We start from the raw sequence: 18,989 nt of genomic DNA on the forward strand, positions 1-18,989 counted from the left end.
CCCGTGCGGTCAACCCTCGAACGTCCTCCGGCGCACGTCTGCGCGGCCTTCGGCGGCCCCGCCGACGGCGGCGAACGCCTGCCGGACTCGACGGCGTGGCGCTGCGGCGACCTCGTGCTCAAGCCGGTCACCGACAAGGCCAGGACGCTGTGGACCGCCCACGCCCTCGACTACGTCCGCGAGCCGGGGCTGCGGGTCGGGAAGCCGGTCCGGTCCACCGACGGCCGCTGGATCGTCGGCGGCTGGACGGCGTCGCGGTTCGTCCCCGGCACGCCGGAACACCGCGGTGACGCGTCGGTGCTCGCGGCGGTGAAGCTGCACCGGGCCACGGCCGGCCTGCCGCGGCCGGAGTTCCTCGACGCGCGCACCGACGTCGACGCGGTCGCCGACCGCGTCGCCTGGGAGGAGCTCGAGGTTCCCCTGGAAGAGACGAAGGGCGGCCGCTGGTTCGAGGTCCTGGCGCCCGCCCGCCGCTCGATCCGCCTGCCGTCGCAGGTCGCCCACGGCGAGCTGCTGGCGGGCCTGTTGTTCGACGGCGATTCCAGCCCCGGCCTGGTCGACTTCGTGCCGTACTACCGCCCGGGCGAGTACGGCGCGGCGATCGTCGCGGTGGACGCGCTGGCGTGGGGTGGGGCGGGGCGTGATCTGCTCGAGCGCTGGGCGCACCTGCCGGAGTGGCCGCAGCTGCTGCTGCGCGCGGTGCTGTTCCGGCTGGCGTCGAACGCGCTGAACCCGAGATCGACGCAGGCCTCGCTGGACGGCCTGCGTGCCGCAGCGCGGGAGGTGTCGGGAATCCTGTGATTCCGGCATGATGGCTGCATGACCACTTACCGAAAGGGCCATGCCGCGTAGGCGCCCCGGAAGCCTGCGCCATGCCCAGCGACTCGAATTCGCGGGCCCGCCGCCGGTCAAGATCCCTTACGTCTCCCGCCGCGCCATGCGGCAGCTCGCCTTCGCCGAAGCAGCCGCCGGTTTGTGGCCCGGTTCCGTTGCCGACTACCTCCAGGACTGGGAGGAAGGCACCCGGCCGCCGTTCCGGCTGATACTGCCGGCCTCGACCGATCCCATCGCCGATCCCGTCGGCACCCGCTCGATGCTCGCCGGGTTGCTGGACGAGCTGCCGCGCCGGGACCGGGCGCTGATCGGCGTCGCGCTGTCCCGGATCGACCGGCGGTTCGCGGCGGCGACGCTGCCCGATCCGCTCAACGACGGACGGTGGTGGTTCGAGCGGCGCTTCTTCGAGCAGGACGGCTGGGGGCGGCTGTGACCGAGGTCGCAAGATCGCGGGACATCTCCGGCAAAGCGCCGCTGACCTCCCGACTCCCGGCAGATGGACGCCGATCTCACCGAGCGGGCGGCGGAAACACCGCCGCAATGTCAACTGCCTGAAACATTCGGTCGAATCCGGTTAACAAGGCCTCCTTAGCGTCAGGGCAAGCCCGAAACGCCGAGGAGGTGCCCGATGCCGCAGGTCGACACCCACTGCCCGTACTGCGCCCTGCAGTGCGGGATGAGCCTCGACGGCGCCCGCGTGACGCCGCGGGACTTCCCGGTCAACGCCGGGGGCCTGTGCCAGAAGGGCTGGACCTCCGGCTCCCTGCTCACCAGCTCGAAGCGGCTGACCACGCCGATGCTGCGCGTGAACGGCGCGCTCGAGCCGGTCAGCTGGGACTTCGCCCTCGACCACGTCGCCCGGAAGCTGCGGGAGACGCAGGAAACCCACGGCCCCGACGGTGTCGCGATCTTCGGCGGCGGCGGGCTGACCAACGAAAAGGCCTACCTGCTCGGGAAGTTCGCCCGCGTCGCGCTCGGCACCTCGCAGATCGACTACAACGGCCGGTGGTGCATGTCCTCGGCGGCCGCCGCGGGGATCAAGGCGTTCGGGGCCGACCGCGGGATGCCGTTCCCCGTCACGGACCTGAAGAACGCCGACGTCGTGCTGCTCGCCGGGGCGAACCCGGCCGAGACCATGCCGCCGTTCACCCAGCACCTGCGCGGTACCGACCTCATCGTCGTCGACCCGCGGCGCACCCCGACCGCCGAGCTGGCGAGCCTGCACCTCGCTCCCGCGCCCGGCACGGACCTCGCGCTGGCCCTGGGCATCCTGCACGCCGTCGTCGAAGGCGGCCACCTCGACCAGTCCTATGTGGACGACCGGACCAGCGGCTTCGCCGAGATGTGGCGGATCGCTGCGAGCTGGTGGCCGGAGCGCGCCGAGCGCGTCACCGGCGTCTCGGCCGCCGACATGCGCCTCGCCGCCGAAAAGCTGGCTGCCGCCCGCAACGCCTACATCCTCACCGCGCGCGGCACCGAGCAGCACGCCACCGGCACCGCGACCGTCGGCGCCTGGATCAACCTCGCGCTGAGCCTCGGCCTGCCCGGCCGCCAGGGCTCCGGCTACGGCTGCCTCACCGGCCAGGGCAACGGCCAGGGCGGGCGCGAGCACGGCCAGAAGGCCGACCAGCTGCCCGGCTACCGCAAGCTCGACGACCCGGCCGCGCGCGAGTACGTCGCCGGCGTCTGGGGTGTCGACGCGGACAGCCTCCCCGGTCCCGGCCGCTCGGCCACCGAACTGCTCGAAGCGCTCGGCCAGGAGAACGGCCCGAAGGCGCTGATGGTGTTCGGCAGCAACGTGGTCGTCTCGGCGCCGCGCTCGCAGCGCGTCCAGGACCGGCTGGCTTCGCTGGACTTCCTGGTCGTCGCCGACTTCGTGCTGTCGGAGACCGCGGCCATGGCCGACGTCGTCCTGCCGGTCACCCAGTGGGCCGAAGAGGACGGCACGCTCACCAACCTCGAAGGCCGGATCCTGCTGCGCCGCAAGGCCTTGACGCCGCCGTCGGGCGTCCGGTCCGACCTCGACGTCCTGAACGGGCTCGCCGAGCGGCTCGGCCAGCCCGAGGGCCGGTTCCCGGCCGACGCCGAGACGGTGTTCGAGGAGCTGCGGATCGCGTCGAAGGGCGGCGTCGCCGACTACTCCGGCGTCAGCTACGACCGGCTGCGCGCGGGCGAGGCCCTGCACTGGCCGGTTCCGGCGGACGACCACCCCGGCACCCCGCGGATGTTCCTGGACTCCTTCGCCCACCCGGACGGCCGCGCGCGGTTCGTGCCGGTCGAGCACACCGGCCCGGCCGAGCTGCCCGACGACGAGTTCCCGTTGCAGGCCACCACCGGCCGCGTGCTGCAGCACTACCAGTCAGGCGCGCAGACGCGGCTGATCGGCGAGCTCAACGACGTCGTGCCCGAGGTGTTCGTCGAGGTCCACCCGGACACGGCCAAGCGGGCCGGCCTCGAAGAAGGCGACGCGGCCCGGATCCGGTCGCGTCGCGGCGAGACCGTCGCGAAGGTGCGGTTCGTCCAGAGTCTCAAGCCCGACCTGGTCTTCCTCCCGTTCCACTTCCCGGGTGAGCAGCGCGCCAACCTGTTCACCAACCCGGCGCTCGACCCGGTCTCCCGGATGCCGGAGTTCAAGGTGTGTGCCGTTTCCCTGTCTACTGTGGATGGTGCCGCGTGAGCCCTCGTGAAGTTGTCATCGTCGGCTACGGCATGGCCGGCGCGCGCCTGGCCGACGAGATCCGCCGCCGCGACCCGATCGCCGAACGCGTGCGGCTGACCGTGCTCGGCGCCGAGAAGCACGCCGCTTACAACCGCGTGCTGCTGTCCGCCGTCGTCGCCGGGGGCATGAGCGCCGAAAGCGTTCGCCTGCACGACGACGAGTGGGCCACGCGCCACAACATCGACCTGCGGCTCGGCGTCGACGTCGCCCGCATCGACCGCGAGAAGCGCTGTGTCGAGCTGGCGGACGGAACGACCGTCGACTACGACGCCCTGGTGCTCGCCACCGGCGCCAACCCGTGGATCCCGCCGGTCGAAGGCCTCGAAGCCGGCCCCGGCGTGGTCGCCTTCCGCAGCCTCGACGACTGCGCCAAGATCCTCGACGCCGCCCGCTTCGGCGCGCCGGTCGCCGTGCTCGGCGGTGGCCTGCTCGGTCTCGAAGCCGCCCGCGGCCTGGCCGGGCGCGGCAACCAGGTGACCGTCGTGCACCCGCTGGGGCACGTCATGGAGCGCCAGCTCGACCCCGCCGCCGGGCACGTGCTGGCCCGGCAGCTCACCGACATGGGCGTGACGTTCAAGTTCGGCGCCACCGCCGCCCGCTACCTGCCCGGCGACGGGCTCAAGCTCGACGACGGCACCCTCGTCCCGGCCGACCTGGTCGTGGTCGCCGCCGGCGTCCGCGCCGAGACCAGCCTGGCCGCCGAAGCCGGGCTCGACGTCGACATGGGCATTCTCGTCGACGACACCCTGCGCACCAGCGACGGCCGCATCCACGCCCTCGGCGACTGCGCCCGCCACCCCGGCGCCCCGGCCGGGCTGATCCAGCCCGCGTGGGAGCAGGCGTCGGTGCTGGCCGACGTCCTGACCGGCACCAACGCGGCCGCCCGCTACCGCGGCACGACCGCCGTGACCCGGCTCAAGGCCCGCGGCATCGACCTGGCCGCGCTGGGCGAGACGCAGCTCCAAGCGTCCGACGCCGACGTCGAGGTGCTGACGTTCAACGACCCGACGGGCGGCCGGTACGGCAAGCTCGTCGTCCGCGAAAACCGCGTCACCGGGGCGATCCTGCTCGGCCTGCCCGACGCTGCCGCGACCATCACCCAGTTCCACGACCGCGGGACGCTGCTGCCGGACGACCGGCTCGCCGTCCTGCTCGGCCGCGCGCTGCCCACCGGCGCCACCCCGGCGGCCAGCCCGGCCGACCTCCCGGCCGCGGCGGTGATCTGCCGCTGCAACAACGTCACCAAGGGCCGGCTGATCGAGGCCTGGAAGGCCGGGGCCACCGACACTCCCGCACTGGCGCGGGCCACGCGAGCCACGACGGGATGCGGCGGGTGCTCCGACACCGTCGGCGGCATCGCCAACTGGCTCGCCGCGCAATGACCACCACGAACCGCCGCACGAAGGAGAACGCCGTGGCCCACCAAGGAAAGCACTGGATCGAACACTGGGAACCCGAGAACGAGGAGTTCTGGGAGTCCACCGGCAAGAAGATCGCCCGCCGCAACCTGTGGTTCTCGGTCTTCGCCGAGCACATCGGCTTCTCGATCTGGACCCTGTGGTCGGTCATCGTCCTGTTCATGGGCAAGGACTACGGCTTCTCCGCCGCGGACAAGTTCCTCCTCGTCTCGACGCCGACGCTGATCGGCGGCCTGATGCGGCTGCCCTACACCTTCGCCGTGGCGAAGTTCGGCGGCCGCAACTGGACGATCGTGTCGGCCGTCCTCCTGCTGATCCCGGCCACGCTGGCCGCGATCGTGCTGCACCCCGGCACGTCGCTCGGCACCTTCCTGCTGGTCGCGGCCCTCGGCGGCGTCGGCGGCGGCAACTTCGCGTCGTCGATGACGAACATCAACGCCTTCTACCCCGAGAAGCACAAGGGCTGGGCGCTGGGCCTCAACGCCGGCGGCGGCAACCTCGGCGTCGCGGCGATCCAGCTGGTCGGGCTGCTGGTGATCGGCACGGCGGGCGCGACCGCTCCGCGGATCGTGCTCTACACCTACATCCCGCTGATCGTGGTCGCCGCCGTGCTCGCGTACTTCTACATGGACAACCTCGCCAGCATGAAGGGCGACACCAAGGCGATGCGCGAGGTCGTCAAGGAGCCGCACACCTGGGTGATGTCGTTCCTCTACATCGGCACGTTCGGCTCGTTCATCGGCTACAGCTTCGCCTTCGGCCTGGTGCTGCAGAACCAGTTCGGCCGCACCCCGCTGCAGGCGGCCGCGGTGACGTTCCTCGGCCCGCTGCTCGGCTCGATCTCGAGGCCGGCGGGCGGCTGGCTGTCCGACCGCATCGGCGGCGGCAAGGTCACCTTCACCACCTTCATCGGCATGGCGGCGGCCACGGTCGTGCTGATCCTGGCCTCGACCTCGAAGTCGCTGGTGCTGTTCACGGTCTCGTTCGTGGTGCTGTTCGTGCTGGCCGGCATCGGCAACGGCTCGACGTACAAGATGATCCCGGCGATCTTCCGCGCCAAGGCGAAGATCGCGATCGCCAACGGCGCCGAGGAGGCGGCCGAGCTGCTCAAGGCCCGGCGGCTGTCCGGCGCGCTGATCGGCTTGGCCGGCGCGATCGGTGCCGAAGGTGGCTTGCTGATCAACCTCGCCTTCCGGCAGTCGTTCGCCGACGCCAAGAGCGGCGTGCCCGCCTTCGTCGGATTCCTCATCTTCTACGGGCTCTGCTTCGCCGTCACCTGGGCGGTCTACCTGCGGAAGCCCGCCGAACAGCCCACGAGTGAGCGCGGTCTGGCGCTCGCGGGAGCGGAGGTCTGAGATGCCCACCTTGGTCGTCGCCGGACACGGCATGGTCGCCCACCGGCTCGTGGAGGCGGTGCGCGCGGAAGACCCCTCCGGTAACTGGCACATCGTCGTCCTGTCCGAGGAGCCGCGCCCGGCGTACGACCGGGTGGCGCTCACGTCCTACGTGGACACCTGGGACCCGGCGTCGCTGGCCCTGCCCGGTTCGGACTACGCGGGCGACGAGCACGTCGACCTGCGGCTCGGCGAGCTGGCCGTGTCGGTCGACCGGGACGCTCGCACGGTCACCACGGCCTCCGGCGCGGTCGTCTCGTACGACGCGCTGGTGCTGGCCACCGGCTCGCGGCCGTTCGTGCCGCCGGTGCCCGGGCACGACCTGGACGGCTGTTTCGTCTACCGGACCATCGAGGACCTCGACGCGATCCGCGCGGCGGCCGTCGACAAGCCGGGCCGCGGCCGGCGCTCGGCCGTCGTCATCGGCGGTGGCCTGCTCGGCCTGGAGGCCGCGAAGGCGCTGCGGGACATGGGCCTGTCCCCGCACGTCGTCGAGATGGCGCCGCGGCTGATGCCGCTGCAGGTCGACGAGGGCGGCGGCTCGATGCTCCGCAGGATGATCACGGCGCTGGACGTCACCGTCCACACGGGAACGTCCACCAGCTCCATCGAGGCCGACGGCTCGCGCCTGCTGGCCAAGCTGGGCAACGGCACCGAGCTCGACGTCGACCTCGTCGTGTTCTCCGCCGGCATCCGGCCGCGGGACGACCTCGCCCGGCAGTCCGGCCTGGAGCTGGGCCCGCGCGGCGGTGTCCTCACCGACGCCTCCTGCCGCACCGGCGACCCGGCGGTCTACGCGATCGGCGAGTGCGCCGCGGTCGAGGGCAAGGTGTACGGCATCGTGGCGCCCGGCTACGCGATGGCGGAGATCGTCGCCGCGCAGCTCACCGGCGGGGGCGGGACGTTCCCGGAGCCGGACACGTCCACGAAGCTGAAGCTGATGGGCGTCGACGTCGCTTCCTTCGGTGACGCCCACGCTCAGACCGAAGGCGCCCTGGAAGTCGCCGTCAACGACGCGGTCGCCGGGACGTACAAGAAGCTCGTGGTCACCGACGACGGCAAGACGCTCCTGGGTGGGGTGCTCGTCGGCGACGCCACCGAGTACAACACGCTGCGGGCGCTGGTCGGCCGTCCGCTGCCGGCCGAACCGGGCGCGATCCTCGCCCCGGCGGGCGGCGGCGCCGCGGTCGGCGTCGACGCGCTGCCCGACGCGGCGCAGATCTGCTCGTGCAACGCGGTCTCCAAGGGCGCGATCACCAAGGCGATCCACGAAGACGGCTGCGACACCGTCCCGAAGCTCAAGGCGTGCACCCGGGCGGGGACCGCCTGCGGGTCGTGCGTCCCGCTGCTGGGCAGGCTGCTCAGCGCGGCCGGTGTCGAGCAGTCGAAGGCCGTCTGCGAGCACTTCCCGCAGTCGCGCGCGGAGCTGTTCGAGATCGTGCAGGCCACCCGGATCACGACGTTCAGCGAGCTGATCGGCCGCTACGGCTCGGGCAGCGGCTGCGCGATCTGCAAGCCCGCGGTCGCGTCCATCCTGGCCACCCTCGGCAACGGGCACGTGCTCGGCGGCGAGCAGATGACCCTGCAGGACACCAACGACCGGTACCTGGCGAACCTGCAGCGCAACGGCACGTACTCGGTGGTGCCGCGGATCCCCGGCGGCGAGATCACCCCGGACAAGCTGATCGTGATCGGCGAGGTGGCGCGCGACTTCGGGCTGTACACCAAGATCACCGGCGGTCAGCGGATCGACCTGTTCGGGGCGACGGTGGACCAGCTGCCGCTGATCTGGCGGCGGCTCGTCGACGCCGGGTTCGAGTCCGGGCACGCCTACGGCAAGGCGCTGCGCACGGTCAAGTCGTGCGTCGGGTCGACGTGGTGCCGCTACGGCGTCCAGGACAGCGTCGGGCTCGCGATCGAGCTGGAGCTGCGCTACCGCGGCCTGCGGTCGCCGCACAAGCTCAAGTCCGCGGTCTCGGGCTGCGCCCGGGAGTGCGCCGAGGCGCGGAGCAAGGACTTCGGCATCATCGCCACGGAGAACGGCTGGAACCTCTACGTCGGCGGCAACGGCGGCACCACCCCGCGCCACGCCGACCTGCTCGTGTCCGATGTGGACACCGAGACGCTGATCCGGACCATCGACCGGTTCCTCATGTTCTACGTGCGCACCGCCGACCGGCTGCAGCGGACCGCGCCCTGGATCGAGGAGCTGGACGGCGGGCTCGACCACCTGCGCGCGGTGATCGTCGACGACTCCCTCGGCATCTGCGAGGACCTCGACGCGGCGATGGCCAAGCACGTCGACAACTACGCCGACGAGTGGAAGGGCGTCCTGGAGGACCCGGAGAAGCTGGCCCGGTTCTCCTCCTTCGTCAACGCGCCGGGCGCGCCCGACCCGGCCATCTCGTTCCGCGAGGAGCGGCAGCAGAAAGTTCCCGTGATGCTCGGAGTCCCGGAGGTGCGCCGATGACGACGTCGATCGAACGAACCTGGACCGCGGTGTGCGCGGCGCACGCCGTGCCGGAGTACTCGGGGGTCGCCGCGCTGCTGGACGGCGTGCAGGTGGCGATCTTCCGGCTGCCGGGCGACCGGTGGTACGCCCTGTCCAACTGGGACCCGTGCAGCGGCGCCGCGGTTCTCTCGCGCGGCATCGTCGGCGACGCGGACGGCGTGCCGGTGGTCGCTTCGCCGGTCTACAAGGAGCGCTTCGCCCTCGAGAGTGGCCAGTGCCTGGACGCTTCGGACGTCTCGGTGCCGGTGTACGAGGTGCGCGTGCGGGAAGGCGTCGTCGAAGTGGAGAGCCCGTGAGCGATGTGCTCCCACTGGCCGGTTTCGTTATCGGCATCACCGCGGCGCGCCGGGCTGACGAGCTCGGCGCGCTGCTGGTGCGCAAGGGGGCGAGCGTCCGGTACGGCCCGGCGATCCGGATCGTGCCGCTGACGGACGACCGGGAGCTGCACGCGGCGACCACCGCGTTGCTCTCCTCTCCGGTGGACGCGGTCGTCGCGACCACCGGCATCGGCTTCCGAGGCTGGCTGGAGGCGGCCGAGGGCTGGGGGCTGGGGGATTCCCTGCTCTCGCGGCTTTCGACGGCCTCGCTGCTGGCCCGCGGGCCGAAGGTGACCGGCGCGCTGCGGGCGGCCGGGCTTTCGGAGTCGTATTCGCCGGCTTCGGAAAGCAACGCCGAGCTGCTGCAGCACCTGCTCTCGTCGGGGGTCGACGGGCTGCGGATCGCGGTCCAGCTGCACGGGGAGCCGCTGCCGTACTTCGTGGACACGCTGCGCGCGGCCGGGGCCGAGGTCATCGAGATCCCGGTGTACCGCTGGGTCGGCCCGGTCGACCCGGGCCCGGTGGACCGGCTGCTGGACGGCGTCCTGGACGGCTCGATCCACGCACTGCCGTTCACCAGCGCGCCGGCGGCGGCGTCGCTCATCGCCCTGGCCCGGCGCACGGGCCGGCTGCCGGGGCTCGTCACGGCGCTGTCCGGCCCGGTGGTGGCGGCGTGCGTCGGCCCGATCACGGCTGGACCGTTGGCTGCTTTGGGGGTGCCGACGGTCCAGCCGCACCGCGCCCGCATCGGCGCGCTGGCCCGGACGGTGGCGGAGACCCTGGTGACCCGCTCCCCGCGGCTGCGGGCGGGCGGGCATTCGATCGAGCTCCGCGGCCAAGCGGCCATCGTGGACGGCGAGTGGCGCGAAGTGGCCCCGGCACCGATGGCGCTGTTGCGGGCGCTGGCGGCGTCGCCGGGGCGGGTGGTGTCGCGGCGTGAGCTGATCTCGGCGTTGCCGGGAGGCGGCGAGGAGCACGCGGTCGAGACGGCGATCGGGCGGCTGCGGACGTCGCTGGGGGGCGGCAAGGTCGTCCAGACGGTGGTGAAGCGGGGATACCGGCTGGCTGTCGACGCCTGACGGGCGTGTCAGCGGCCGTGTCAGTGCGGTGGCCTTCCGGTGTCAGCGCGCCCGGCGAAGGTGGGTCTCACCAACCACTTCGTCAAGGAGAATCCGATGCAGAAGTTCACCACCCCCGCCCCGATCGCCACCGTCCTCGAGATCCCCGCCGGCCGCATCCGGTTCGACGCTTCCCTTCGCGAGGACACGGTTGTTCAGGTACTCCCCGCCGACCCGGCGAAGAGCCGCGACGTGAAGGCCGCCTCGGCGGCGTCGGTGTCCTTCGACGACAGCGTTCTGCGGATCGAGATCGCGGCGAAGAACCAGTACTTCGGCCCGTCCGGCGCGGTCGACGTGACCGTTTCGCTGCCCGCCGGTTCTTCGGTCGAGGCCAAGGCCGCCAGCGTGGAGCTGCGGGGCGTCGGCCGCCTCGGCGACGTCACCGTCGAGGGCGCCCACGGCGAGGTGGTCTTCGACGAGGCCGCGAGCCTCCGGTTGACGGCCCACGCGGGCGACGTGTCGGTCGGCCGGCTGACGGGCCCGGCGGAGATCATCACGGGCAAGGGCGACATCCGCATCGCCGAGGCGGCGAGCGGCACCCTGGTGCTGAGCACCCAGGCGGGCGACATCACGGTCGGCGCGGCAACGGGGGTCTCGGCGACGCTCGACGCGGGGACGACGTACGGCCGGATCCGCAACGCCCTCAAGAACGAGGGCACGGCGGCTCTGTCCATCCGGGCGACCACGTCCTACGGCGACATCGACGCCCACAGCCTGTGAGGCCGGCAGCACCGCCCGCGGGGACTGTTCCGGACGGTCCCCGCGGCCTGGTGTCAGCCGGCCCAGGTGATCGCGTGCTTTTCGAAGCCGCGCGCCTCCGCCACCCGGGCCGCCTCGGCTTCCGCCTCCTCGCGGACCGCCGGGGGCAGGGGGTCGAAGGCCGTCATGGTGAACGTCAGCTTCGCGCCGCTGCCCTTCGTGCGCCACGTGCCCGCGATGTCGCCGTCCGCGAGCAGCACGCCCGGGTTGCCCAGCATCTTCCAGACTTCCTTGCGCCGCGCCGGATCCGGGACCAGCAGCGCCTTGTCGCGCGCCTGGATGAACGGGTCCAGCGGCGGCAGGAGCCGCACCACGTCCGGCTCCGGTGGGTTCTCCAGCGCCTCGAGCCGGTCCGCGGGCAGGAACCTGGTCTTGCCCTCGACCTTCACCTCGGCCAGGTCCGCCGGCCACGTCCGGTCGACCACCGCCCGGGCCGTGCCCGCGAATTCCGCCGCTTCGCCGGGCGACGCCGGGCCGTTGAGCCGCAGGTACCGCTCGATCACCGCCGTCGCCGCGGCCGGGTCCGGCGTCTTCCGCAGCCGGCCGCGGCCCTCCAGCGGGGCCAGCGTCGCCGGCGACGCCCCCGTGACCAGGCGGACTCCGGCGTGCGGGGTCGCGATGCGCATCAGCTGTTCCTGGATGTGCGTGGCCTGGCAGGGGCGGCACCAGCGGGCGAACGCCGGCGGCAGCGCCTTCGTGACCGCCGTCGAAACCGCGCCCTTCGTCATCGGCTTCGTGACGACCTTCCGGAGCGCGGCGGCCGCCGTGAAGACCACCTCGGTCGCGGCCAGCCCGGTCGCCGCCATCTCCTTGCGCTGCCACAGCATCCGGGCTTGCGCGTCCGCGTCGTCCAGCGGGATCAGCGCGCGGATCGCCTCGGGCAGGTCCGTGCGGAGGTGGAAGTGCGGCGCACCCCGCAGCGTCCAGGCCAGGACGAGGCGCTCGTCCTCCAGGGACACCGGGCCGTCGAGCCGGGCGGCGAGGGCGAGCAGCGCGGTGTCCCGCATGCTGTCCTGCAGCCCGGCCCGGACGACGGCGAGGTCGGCGACGTCCCGCGCCGAGCGGTGCAGCCCGTGCTCGGCGATGCGGTAGGCGAGTACCTGACGGCGGTCCACGTGCGGCTCCTAGAACGCGTACTCGAAGGTGTAGGCCACCTTGTCCTCGCCCAGGGCACCCCCGGCGGTGCCGCTGCCGGTGATCCCGGCCAGCTCGCCGGTGCCGGAGCCCGGGACGACGGTGAACGTCGAGGCGATGCCCTTGGCGTCGAACGTGTACTCGTGGCGCACGATGAACGTCCCTTCGCGACCGTCGACCTTGCCCTCGAAGCGCTCGAAGCACGGCGACGTCGTCTGACCGCTTTCGTACCCTTCGCCCGCGTAGTACAGCAGAAGGTCGCAGATCGACTCAGCCTCGATGACGCCTTCGTACGCGAAAGTGGCGTGCGCGTAGGCCACCCGCGGGCCGCTGCCCTCGGTGCCGCTGACGATCTTCTCTTCCCAGTTCTTCGTGGTGAATCCGTTCATGGGGACCACTCTGCCGGGCATACCTGTCAGCTCGTGTCAGGTATTTCTGCCAAACTGAAAACCATGCGTGCGAGCCGCCTCCTGTCCGTCCTCCTGCTGCTGCAGAACCGCGGCCGGATGACGGCCGAGGAGCTGGCCGAAGAGCTCGAGGTTTCGGTGCGGACGGTCTACCGGGACATCGACGCGCTCTCGGCGTCCGGCGTCCCGGTGTACGCCGACCGCGGCCGGACCGGCGGCTACCGGCTGGTCGACGGCTACCGCACCCGGCTCACCGGGATGACCGGGGAAGAGGCCCAGTCGCTGTCGCTGGCCGGGCTGCCCGTGGCCGCGGCCGAGCTGGGCCTCGGCACGGTGCTCGCGGCGGCCCAGCTCAAGCTGTACGCCGCGCTGCCCGCCGAGCTGCGCGACCGTGCCGGCCGCGTCGCCGAGCGGTTCTACCTGGACGTCCCCGGCTGGCACCGGGGCATCGAAAGCCTGCCGACGCTCTCGGCGATCGCCGACGCAGTGTGGTCGTCGCACCGGATCCGGATCCGCTACGAGCGGTGGGGGCAGCGGGTCGTCGAACGGGAGCTGGAGCCGCTCGGGCTGATCCTCAAGGCGGGCAACTGGTACCTCGCGGGCCGCTGCGAGGGCACCGACCGGACCTACCGCATTTCGCGGGTGCTCGAGCTGACCGACCTCGGCGAGGTGTTCGAGCGGCCGGCCGGGTTCGACCTCGCGCGGTACTGGCAGGAGTGGTCCGAGCAGTTCGAACGCCGGATGTACCCGCGCGTCGCGGTGGTGCGGCTTTCGCCGCGGGCACAGGCTCTCGTACCGTTCTACGCAGGTTCCGTCGGCGCCCGCGCGTTGCGGGAGTGCCGGAACGAGCCCGACGCGGACGGCTGGCTCACCGTGGAGCTGCCGGTGGAGCCGGGCAAACCGGCCATCGGCGAGCTGCTGCGCTTCGGGCCGCACCTGGAGGTCCTCGCACCGGAGGAGCTGCGGGCGGAACTGGCCGAAGCGATCGAGGAGATGGGCGCGTTCTATGGGTGAGCTGAGCGGCACCGCCATCGGCGTGACGGCCGAGCGCCGGGCCGGCGAATTCATCGCGGCCCTCGAACGCTACGGCGCCGAGGTCCGGCACGCGCCGACGATCACCATCGTGCCGCTGGACGCCGACCCCGAGCTGAAAGATGCCACCTTGAAGCTGGTGATGTCGCCGGTCGACATCACGGTCGTCACGACCGGCGCGGGCTTCCGCGGCTGGCTGGACGCGGCCGAGGGCTGGGGCCTGCGGCAGCCGCTTCTCGACCACCTGCGGGACTCGCGGATCTACGCCCGTGGGCCGAAGGCGGTCGGCGCGGTCCGGGGCGCCGGGCTGCGGGAGTTCTTCTCCGCCGAGTCCGAGTCGAACGCCGAGCTGTTCGAGGCCGTCGCTTCGGCGGGCGTGCTCGGGCAGCGGGTGGCCGTCCAGCTGCACGGGACACCGCTGCCGGAGCTCACCGATCCGCTGGTGGAGGCCGGGGCGTGGCTGACGGCGGTGCAGCCGTACCGCTGGCATTCGCCGCCGGACGTCACCCCGGTGTACGGCCTGATCGACGCGGCCGTGGCGGGCGAGCTGAACGCACTGGCGTTCACGAGCGCCCCGGCCGCGGCGAACTTCCTGACGCTGGCCCGCACGTCCGGGCGCTACCAGCAGCTGCTCGCCGCCCTGCGCGGCCCGCTGGTGTGCGCGTGCGTCGGCCCGGTGACGGCGGCCCCGCTGGAGGCGGCGGGCATCGAGACGCTGCAGCCGGACCGCCAGCGCCTGGGCGCGCTGGTGAAGCTGCTGGTCACGAAGCTCGGCAAGGGGTAGTCAGGCCTGAACGGCTTCCCGGGCCACGGCTTCCTCGCTCATCCCTTGCCGCCAATACCCCGTGAAGCAGATCAGCTCCTTGGCCACCTCGCGCTCCCGCACCAGGTGCCGACGCACCGACTTGACCACTCCCGCCTCGCCCGACACCCACGCGTACGGCGTCCCGCCCGGGAACGTCGCCCCTCGCAAGGCCTCCAGCAACGCCTCCCCCAGCGGCCGCGAGCCGCGCAGCACCCAGTGGATCTCCACCGCTCCGCGCGTCTCGAACGTCTGCCGCGCCGCGCGGTCCGCCAGCTCGACGTACACCGAAGCCCGTGCGCCCGGCGGGAGCTGCTCGACGATCGCGCCGATCGCCGGCAGCGCCGTCTCGTCGCCCACCAGCAGCTGCCAGTCGCAAGTCTCGGATGGCGCATACAGCCCGTACGGCCCGGTGAACGTCACCCGGTCGCCCGGTGCCGCCCGCGACGCCCACGCCGAGGCCGGTCCCGAATCGCCGTGCAGCACGAAGTCGACGTCGATCTCCGCCGCTTCCGGGCGGTGGGCCCGGACCGTGTAGGTGCGCATCGGCGGCCGGACGTCGTCCGGCATCGCCAGGTACGTCCGGTACCAGGACATGACGTCGGAGCCGGTCTCCGGCAGCACCGGCGCTTCCTGCCCCGGCAACGGGAAGAACACCTTGACGTACTGGTCGGGCGCCCCGGCCGGCACCTCCCGGAAACTCTCCGCGGCGAAGGTCGCCCGCACCGTGTGCGGCGTGATCGGGCGGACCGCGCTCACCCGGGCACGGTGGTAGGTCAGAGCCTCCGTGGTCGTCATTAGGCGAGGCTAACCTAATAGCGAGGGTCTAGAACAGCCCCTCCGGGCCGGTGTCCTCCTCTCCGTCCGGTTTCCACCGGTACTTCCGCAGGTCGACGCGCTGGCCGTCGGCCAGGACGCCCTCCGCCCGCAGCCGCTCCAGCTGGTCGTGGACCAGGTGCGGCGCCGGGGTGCCGTTCGCGCGCAGGATCCGGTGCCACGGCAGGTCGTGCCCGTCCTCGGCCAGGATGGCGCCGACCATCCGCGGCGAAGGCGCGCCGGCGAGGGCCGCGATGTCGCCGTACGTCGCGACCGCGCCGGACGGCACGGACTCGATGATTTCCCGCACCCGCTCGTGCAGAACGTCGTCCATGAGCCCTACTGTGCCGGACACCACCGACAGTTTCGGTGACCATCCACCGCACCGCCGGGCGCCTTCACCGAACGCACCCTCCGCTAAGCCGTGCCGGTGCACCACCCGGGGGACCGGGCGTGGTTCCATCGCGGGGTGAACGGGAGGCGAACGGCCCAGGCGGGCGCGCGGCTGGTGCGCACGCCGATCACCGCCACACCCTCGTTCACCTGGGACGAAGGCGCCCGGCGCGTGCTCTCCGCACCCGGCGGGTTCCTCCGCGTGCTCGGCGGCCCGGGCACCGGCAAGACGGCGCTGCTGGCCTCGGCCGCCACCCGCCGCATCGCCGAGGGCGCCGACCCGGAGAGCGTGCTCGTGCTCACCACGTCGCGCAAGTCCGCCGACGCGCTGCGTGCCGACATCACGCGACGGCTCACCGCCGACCCCGAGCAGGCGCGGCCGCTGCCCCGGACCGTCCGCGAGCCGCTCGTGCGCACCGTGCACTCCTACGCGTATTCGCTGCTGCGGCTGGAAGCGATGGCCGAAGAGCTCCCGCCGCCGCGCCTGCTCGCCGGTGCCGAACAGGACGTCGTCGTCCGCGAGCTCCTGGCCGGTGACCTCGACGAAGAGGCCGAGTACTGGCCCGAGCAGCTGCGGCCCGCCCTGATGGTCCCCGGCTTCGCCGAAGAGCTGCGTGACCTGCTGATGCGCGCGGCCGAGCGCGGGCTCGGCCCCGAGGACCTCGCCGAGCTGGGCCGCCGCCGCGGGCGCGAGGAGTGGATCGCCGCCGGGCAGTTCTGGGCGCAGTACGAAGAGGTCACGCAGCTGCAGGGCGCGGGCGGCAACGCCCTCGGCGTGGCGAGCGCGCCCGCGCTGGACGCCGCCGAGCTGGTCACCTCCGCGCTGCTCGCCCTGGAGGACGACGACGAGCTGCGCGAACGCGAGCGCACCCGGGTCCGGCACCTGTTCGTCGACGACGCCCACCACCTCGACCCGCTGCAGACCAGCCTGGTCCGGATGATCGGGCACACCGCGGCCGAGTTCGTCGTGGCCGGCGACCCCGACCAGAACGTGTTCTCCTTCCGCGGCGCCGACGCGAGCCTGTTCGCCGACGCCGACCCGGACGGCAGCCGGACTGTCACCCTCACCACGGCCCACCGGCTCGCCCCGGCCGTCCGCCTGGCGGTGCGGAAGATCGGCGCGACGCTGCCCGGCGCGTCGGCGCACCGCAAGATCGTCGCGCCTCCGGGGGCGACGGGCGGGAACGTGCGGGTCCGGGTGATGCCGACCCCGGCCGCCGAGGCGAGCTGGATCGCCGACCAGCTCCGCCGCGCGCACCTCGTCGACGGCGTGCCGTGGTCGGAGATCGCGGTGCTCGTCCGGTCGCCCGCGCGGACTTTCCTGGTGCTGCAACGCGCGTTGCGCGCGGCCGGCGTCCCGATCGGGTCGGCGACCGAGGAGCTGCCGCTGGCCAAGCAGCCCGCGGTGCGGCCGCTGCTGGCCGTGCTGAAGCTCGCGCCGTCGCCCGAACTGCTCGACATCGATCTTGCCGAAATGCTGCTTTCGTCCGCTCTCGGCGGCGCGGACCCGCTGGCGCTGCGGCGGTTGCGGCGCGGCCTGCGCCGGCTCGAACTGGCCGGCGGCGGACAGCGTTCGAGCGACGAACTGCTCGTGGAAGCGCTGCGCGGCGGGGACATCCTGGCCGGGCTGGCCGACGCCGAGGCCGAGCCGGTGCGGCGCGTCGGCGGGCTGCTGCGCGTCACGCACCAGGCCGTGGCACGCGGCGAGGGTGTCGAGCAGGTGCTGTGGCAGCTGTGGCGGGAAAGCGGGCTCCAGGACAAGCTGCTGAAGCAGGTCGAGCGCGGCGGGTCGCTGGGGGCGCAGGCCGACCGCGACCTCGACGCCGTCGTCGCGCTGTTCGACGCCGCGGGCCGGTACGTCGACCGGCTGCCCCGCGCGAGCGTGGCCTCCTTCGCCGATTACCTCGGCGCGCAACGGATCGCGGGTGACACGCTGGCACCGGCGGCCGTCCCGGCCGACGGCGTCTCGCTGCTCACCGCGCACGCGGCCGCCGGTCGCGAGTGGACGGTCGTCGCCGTCGCCGGCGTCCAGGAGGGCGCGTGGCCGGACCTGCGGCTGCGCGGGTCCGTGCTGGGTGTGGAGCGGCTGAAGGACCTGATGGCCGGGGTCGACGACGACGCCGTCTCCCAGACCGCGCCGATCCTGGCCGAGGAGCGGCGCCTGTTCTACCTCGCGATGAGCCGGGCGAAGCAGACGCTCCTGGTCACGGCGGTGTCGGGCGAGGACGAGCAGCCGTCCCGCTTCCTCGACGACCTGGAGGAGAACGGCGCCGACGACGGCGGGCTCGACTCGCGGATGAAGCCACCGGGCCGGTCGCTGGTGCTCGCCGAGCTGGTGGGGGAGCTGCGCGAGGTCGTCTGCGACGACAAGGCCGACCCCGCGCGGCGTCGTCGTGCGGCCAAGCAGCTGGCCCGGCTGGCCGAGGCGCGCGTGCCCGGCGCGCACCCCTCCATGTGGTACGGCCTGCTCCCGGCGTCCAGCGACGAGCCGGTGCACCCGCCGGGCGACCTCATCCGGATCTCACCGTCCACAGTGGAGATCCTGACGAAGTGCCCGCTGCGCTGGATGATCGAGCGCCACGGCGGCAGCGACCCGGCGCAGCTGGCGGCGGTGACCGGGACGCTCGTGCACGGGCTCGCCCAGGCGGTGGCGTCCGGCAGCACCGACGCCGAGCTGCAGGCCGCGCTGGACGAGGCCTGGGTGCGCGTCGACGCGGGCGCGCCGTGGTTCTCCCGGCGCGAGCGGCGCCGGGTCGAGCAGATGCTGCGCAACTTCACGACCTGGCTGGAGCGCAGCCGGGCCGAGTTGAAGGAAGCCGGGGTCGAGCAGGACATCGAGGTCGAGCTGCCGGCGGCGAGCGAGGACGAGGTCCGGGTGCTGCTGCGCGGGCGGGTCGACCGGGTGGAGCTGGATGCCGAGGGACGGCCGGTGATCGTCGACATCAAGACGGGCAAGGTCCCGGTGTCCGGCGCGGAGGCCGAGGCGCACCCGCAGCTGGCGGCCTACCAGCTGGCGGTGCTGCTGGGCGCGATCGAGGGCCGGACCGAGGCGGGCGGCGCGCGGCTGGTGTACGTCGCGAAGGCCAACAACAAGACGGGGTCGACGGAGCGGTCGCAGCCGCCGCTCGACGAGGTGGGCGGCAAGCAGTGGCTGGAGCTGGTCCAGAAGGCGGCGGCCTCGGCGGCGGGACCGGACTACCAGGCGCAGGAGAACCCGGACTGCGACCGGTGCCCCGCGCGCGGGTGCTGCCCGCTGCGCCCCGAGGGCCGGCAGGTGCCGGGGCCATGACCGTTGCGGCCACCTGGGCACTTTCACGGGAAAGTGCCGTTCCGG

16 protein-coding genes are annotated in these 18,989 nt (G+C 72.9%); 12 read left to right on the forward strand and 4 right to left on the reverse strand.

Annotation, left to right across the window (positions count from 1 at the left end; all coding sequences use genetic code 11):
- Positions 1-3 precede the first annotated feature (3 nt).
- The 9 genes from QRY02_RS43345 (at position 4) to QRY02_RS43385 (ending at position 11,032) form a co-directional block, all read left to right on the forward strand.
- Entirely contained in the window at positions 4-801 is a 798-nt protein-coding gene (locus tag QRY02_RS43345; RefSeq protein WP_285988485.1) for a TIGR02569 family protein, read from the forward strand.
- Between the two features lie 40 nt (positions 802-841).
- Positions 842-1,267 carry a hypothetical protein gene (locus QRY02_RS43350; protein WP_285988486.1) on the forward strand — a complete coding sequence of 142 codons (426 nt, stop codon included), beginning with the start codon at positions 842-844 and terminating at the stop codon, positions 1,265-1,267.
- 195 nt (positions 1,268-1,462) lie between these two features.
- The gene (locus QRY02_RS43355) at positions 1,463-3,511 is read left to right on the forward strand and encodes a molybdopterin oxidoreductase family protein (RefSeq protein WP_285988487.1); all 2,049 of its coding nucleotides are present in this window, start codon (positions 1,463-1,465) and stop codon (positions 3,509-3,511) included.
- Complete coding sequence (locus QRY02_RS43360) at positions 3,508-4,935, forward strand: FAD-dependent oxidoreductase (RefSeq protein ID WP_285988488.1); 1,428 nt, start codon at positions 3,508-3,510, stop codon at positions 4,933-4,935. Before QRY02_RS43355 ends, QRY02_RS43360 begins: the two co-directional genes overlap by 4 nt.
- On the forward strand, positions 4,932-6,326 hold the full coding sequence (locus QRY02_RS43365; protein ID WP_285988489.1) for a nitrate/nitrite transporter: 1,395 nt from the start codon (positions 4,932-4,934) through the stop codon (positions 6,324-6,326). Before QRY02_RS43360 ends, QRY02_RS43365 begins: the two co-directional genes overlap by 4 nt.
- A gap of 1 nt (position 6,327) precedes the next feature.
- Complete coding sequence (gene nirB, locus QRY02_RS43370; RefSeq protein ID WP_285988490.1) at positions 6,328-8,835, forward strand: nitrite reductase large subunit NirB; 2,508 nt, start codon at positions 6,328-6,330, stop codon at positions 8,833-8,835.
- The gene (gene nirD, locus QRY02_RS43375) at positions 8,832-9,173 is read left to right on the forward strand and encodes a nitrite reductase small subunit NirD (protein WP_285988491.1); all 342 of its coding nucleotides are present in this window, start codon (positions 8,832-8,834) and stop codon (positions 9,171-9,173) included. The genes nirB and nirD overlap by 4 nt, the downstream gene beginning before the upstream one ends.
- Positions 9,170-10,273, forward strand: coding sequence for a uroporphyrinogen-III synthase (locus QRY02_RS43380; protein WP_285988492.1), 1,104 nt, complete (start codon positions 9,170-9,172; stop codon positions 10,271-10,273). The genes nirD and QRY02_RS43380 overlap by 4 nt, the downstream gene beginning before the upstream one ends.
- Before the next feature lie 96 nt (positions 10,274-10,369).
- The gene (locus QRY02_RS43385; protein ID WP_285988493.1) at positions 10,370-11,032 is read left to right on the forward strand and encodes a DUF4097 family beta strand repeat-containing protein; all 663 of its coding nucleotides are present in this window, start codon (positions 10,370-10,372) and stop codon (positions 11,030-11,032) included.
- A gap of 53 nt (positions 11,033-11,085) precedes the next feature.
- On the opposite strand, the gene QRY02_RS43390 is transcribed toward QRY02_RS43385, so the two are convergent.
- Together QRY02_RS43390 and QRY02_RS43395 are read right to left on the reverse strand one after the other, a co-directional pair.
- Positions 11,086-12,186, reverse strand: coding sequence for a DNA glycosylase AlkZ-like family protein (locus tag QRY02_RS43390; RefSeq protein ID WP_285988494.1), 1,101 nt, complete (start codon positions 12,184-12,186; stop codon positions 11,086-11,088).
- A 9-nt stretch (positions 12,187-12,195) separates the two neighbouring features.
- Positions 12,196-12,594, reverse strand: a complete 399-nt coding sequence (locus tag QRY02_RS43395) for a DUF3224 domain-containing protein (protein ID WP_285988495.1) — start codon at positions 12,592-12,594, stop codon at positions 12,196-12,198.
- Positions 12,595-12,657: 63 nt separating this feature from the next.
- Between QRY02_RS43395 and QRY02_RS43400 the strand changes: the two genes are divergently transcribed.
- A complete protein-coding gene (locus QRY02_RS43400) occupies positions 12,658-13,626 on the forward strand; it encodes a helix-turn-helix transcriptional regulator (protein WP_285988496.1) in 969 nt (322 codons plus the stop codon).
- On the forward strand, positions 13,619-14,428 hold the full coding sequence (locus QRY02_RS43405; RefSeq protein WP_285988497.1) for a uroporphyrinogen-III synthase: 810 nt from the start codon (positions 13,619-13,621) through the stop codon (positions 14,426-14,428). The genes QRY02_RS43400 and QRY02_RS43405 overlap by 8 nt, the downstream gene beginning before the upstream one ends.
- On the opposite strand, the gene QRY02_RS43410 is transcribed toward QRY02_RS43405, so the two are convergent.
- A complete protein-coding gene (locus QRY02_RS43410) occupies positions 14,429-15,244 on the reverse strand; it encodes a siderophore-interacting protein (protein ID WP_285988498.1) in 816 nt (271 codons plus the stop codon). It lies immediately after the preceding gene.
- Positions 15,245-15,272: 28 nt separating this feature from the next.
- Complete coding sequence (locus QRY02_RS43415; RefSeq protein WP_285988499.1) at positions 15,273-15,596, reverse strand: MGMT family protein; 324 nt, start codon at positions 15,594-15,596, stop codon at positions 15,273-15,275.
- Positions 15,597-15,770: 174 nt separating this feature from the next.
- Here QRY02_RS43415 and QRY02_RS43420 point away from each other — a divergent pair, with 174 nt between their 5' ends.
- Positions 15,771-18,944, forward strand: coding sequence for an ATP-dependent helicase (locus tag QRY02_RS43420; protein WP_285994087.1), 3,174 nt, complete (start codon positions 15,771-15,773; stop codon positions 18,942-18,944).
- Positions 18,945-18,989 lie beyond the last annotated feature (45 nt).

The organism is Amycolatopsis sp. DG1A-15b (assembly GCF_030285645.1).
Lineage (GTDB): Bacteria > Actinomycetota > Actinomycetes > Mycobacteriales > Pseudonocardiaceae > Amycolatopsis.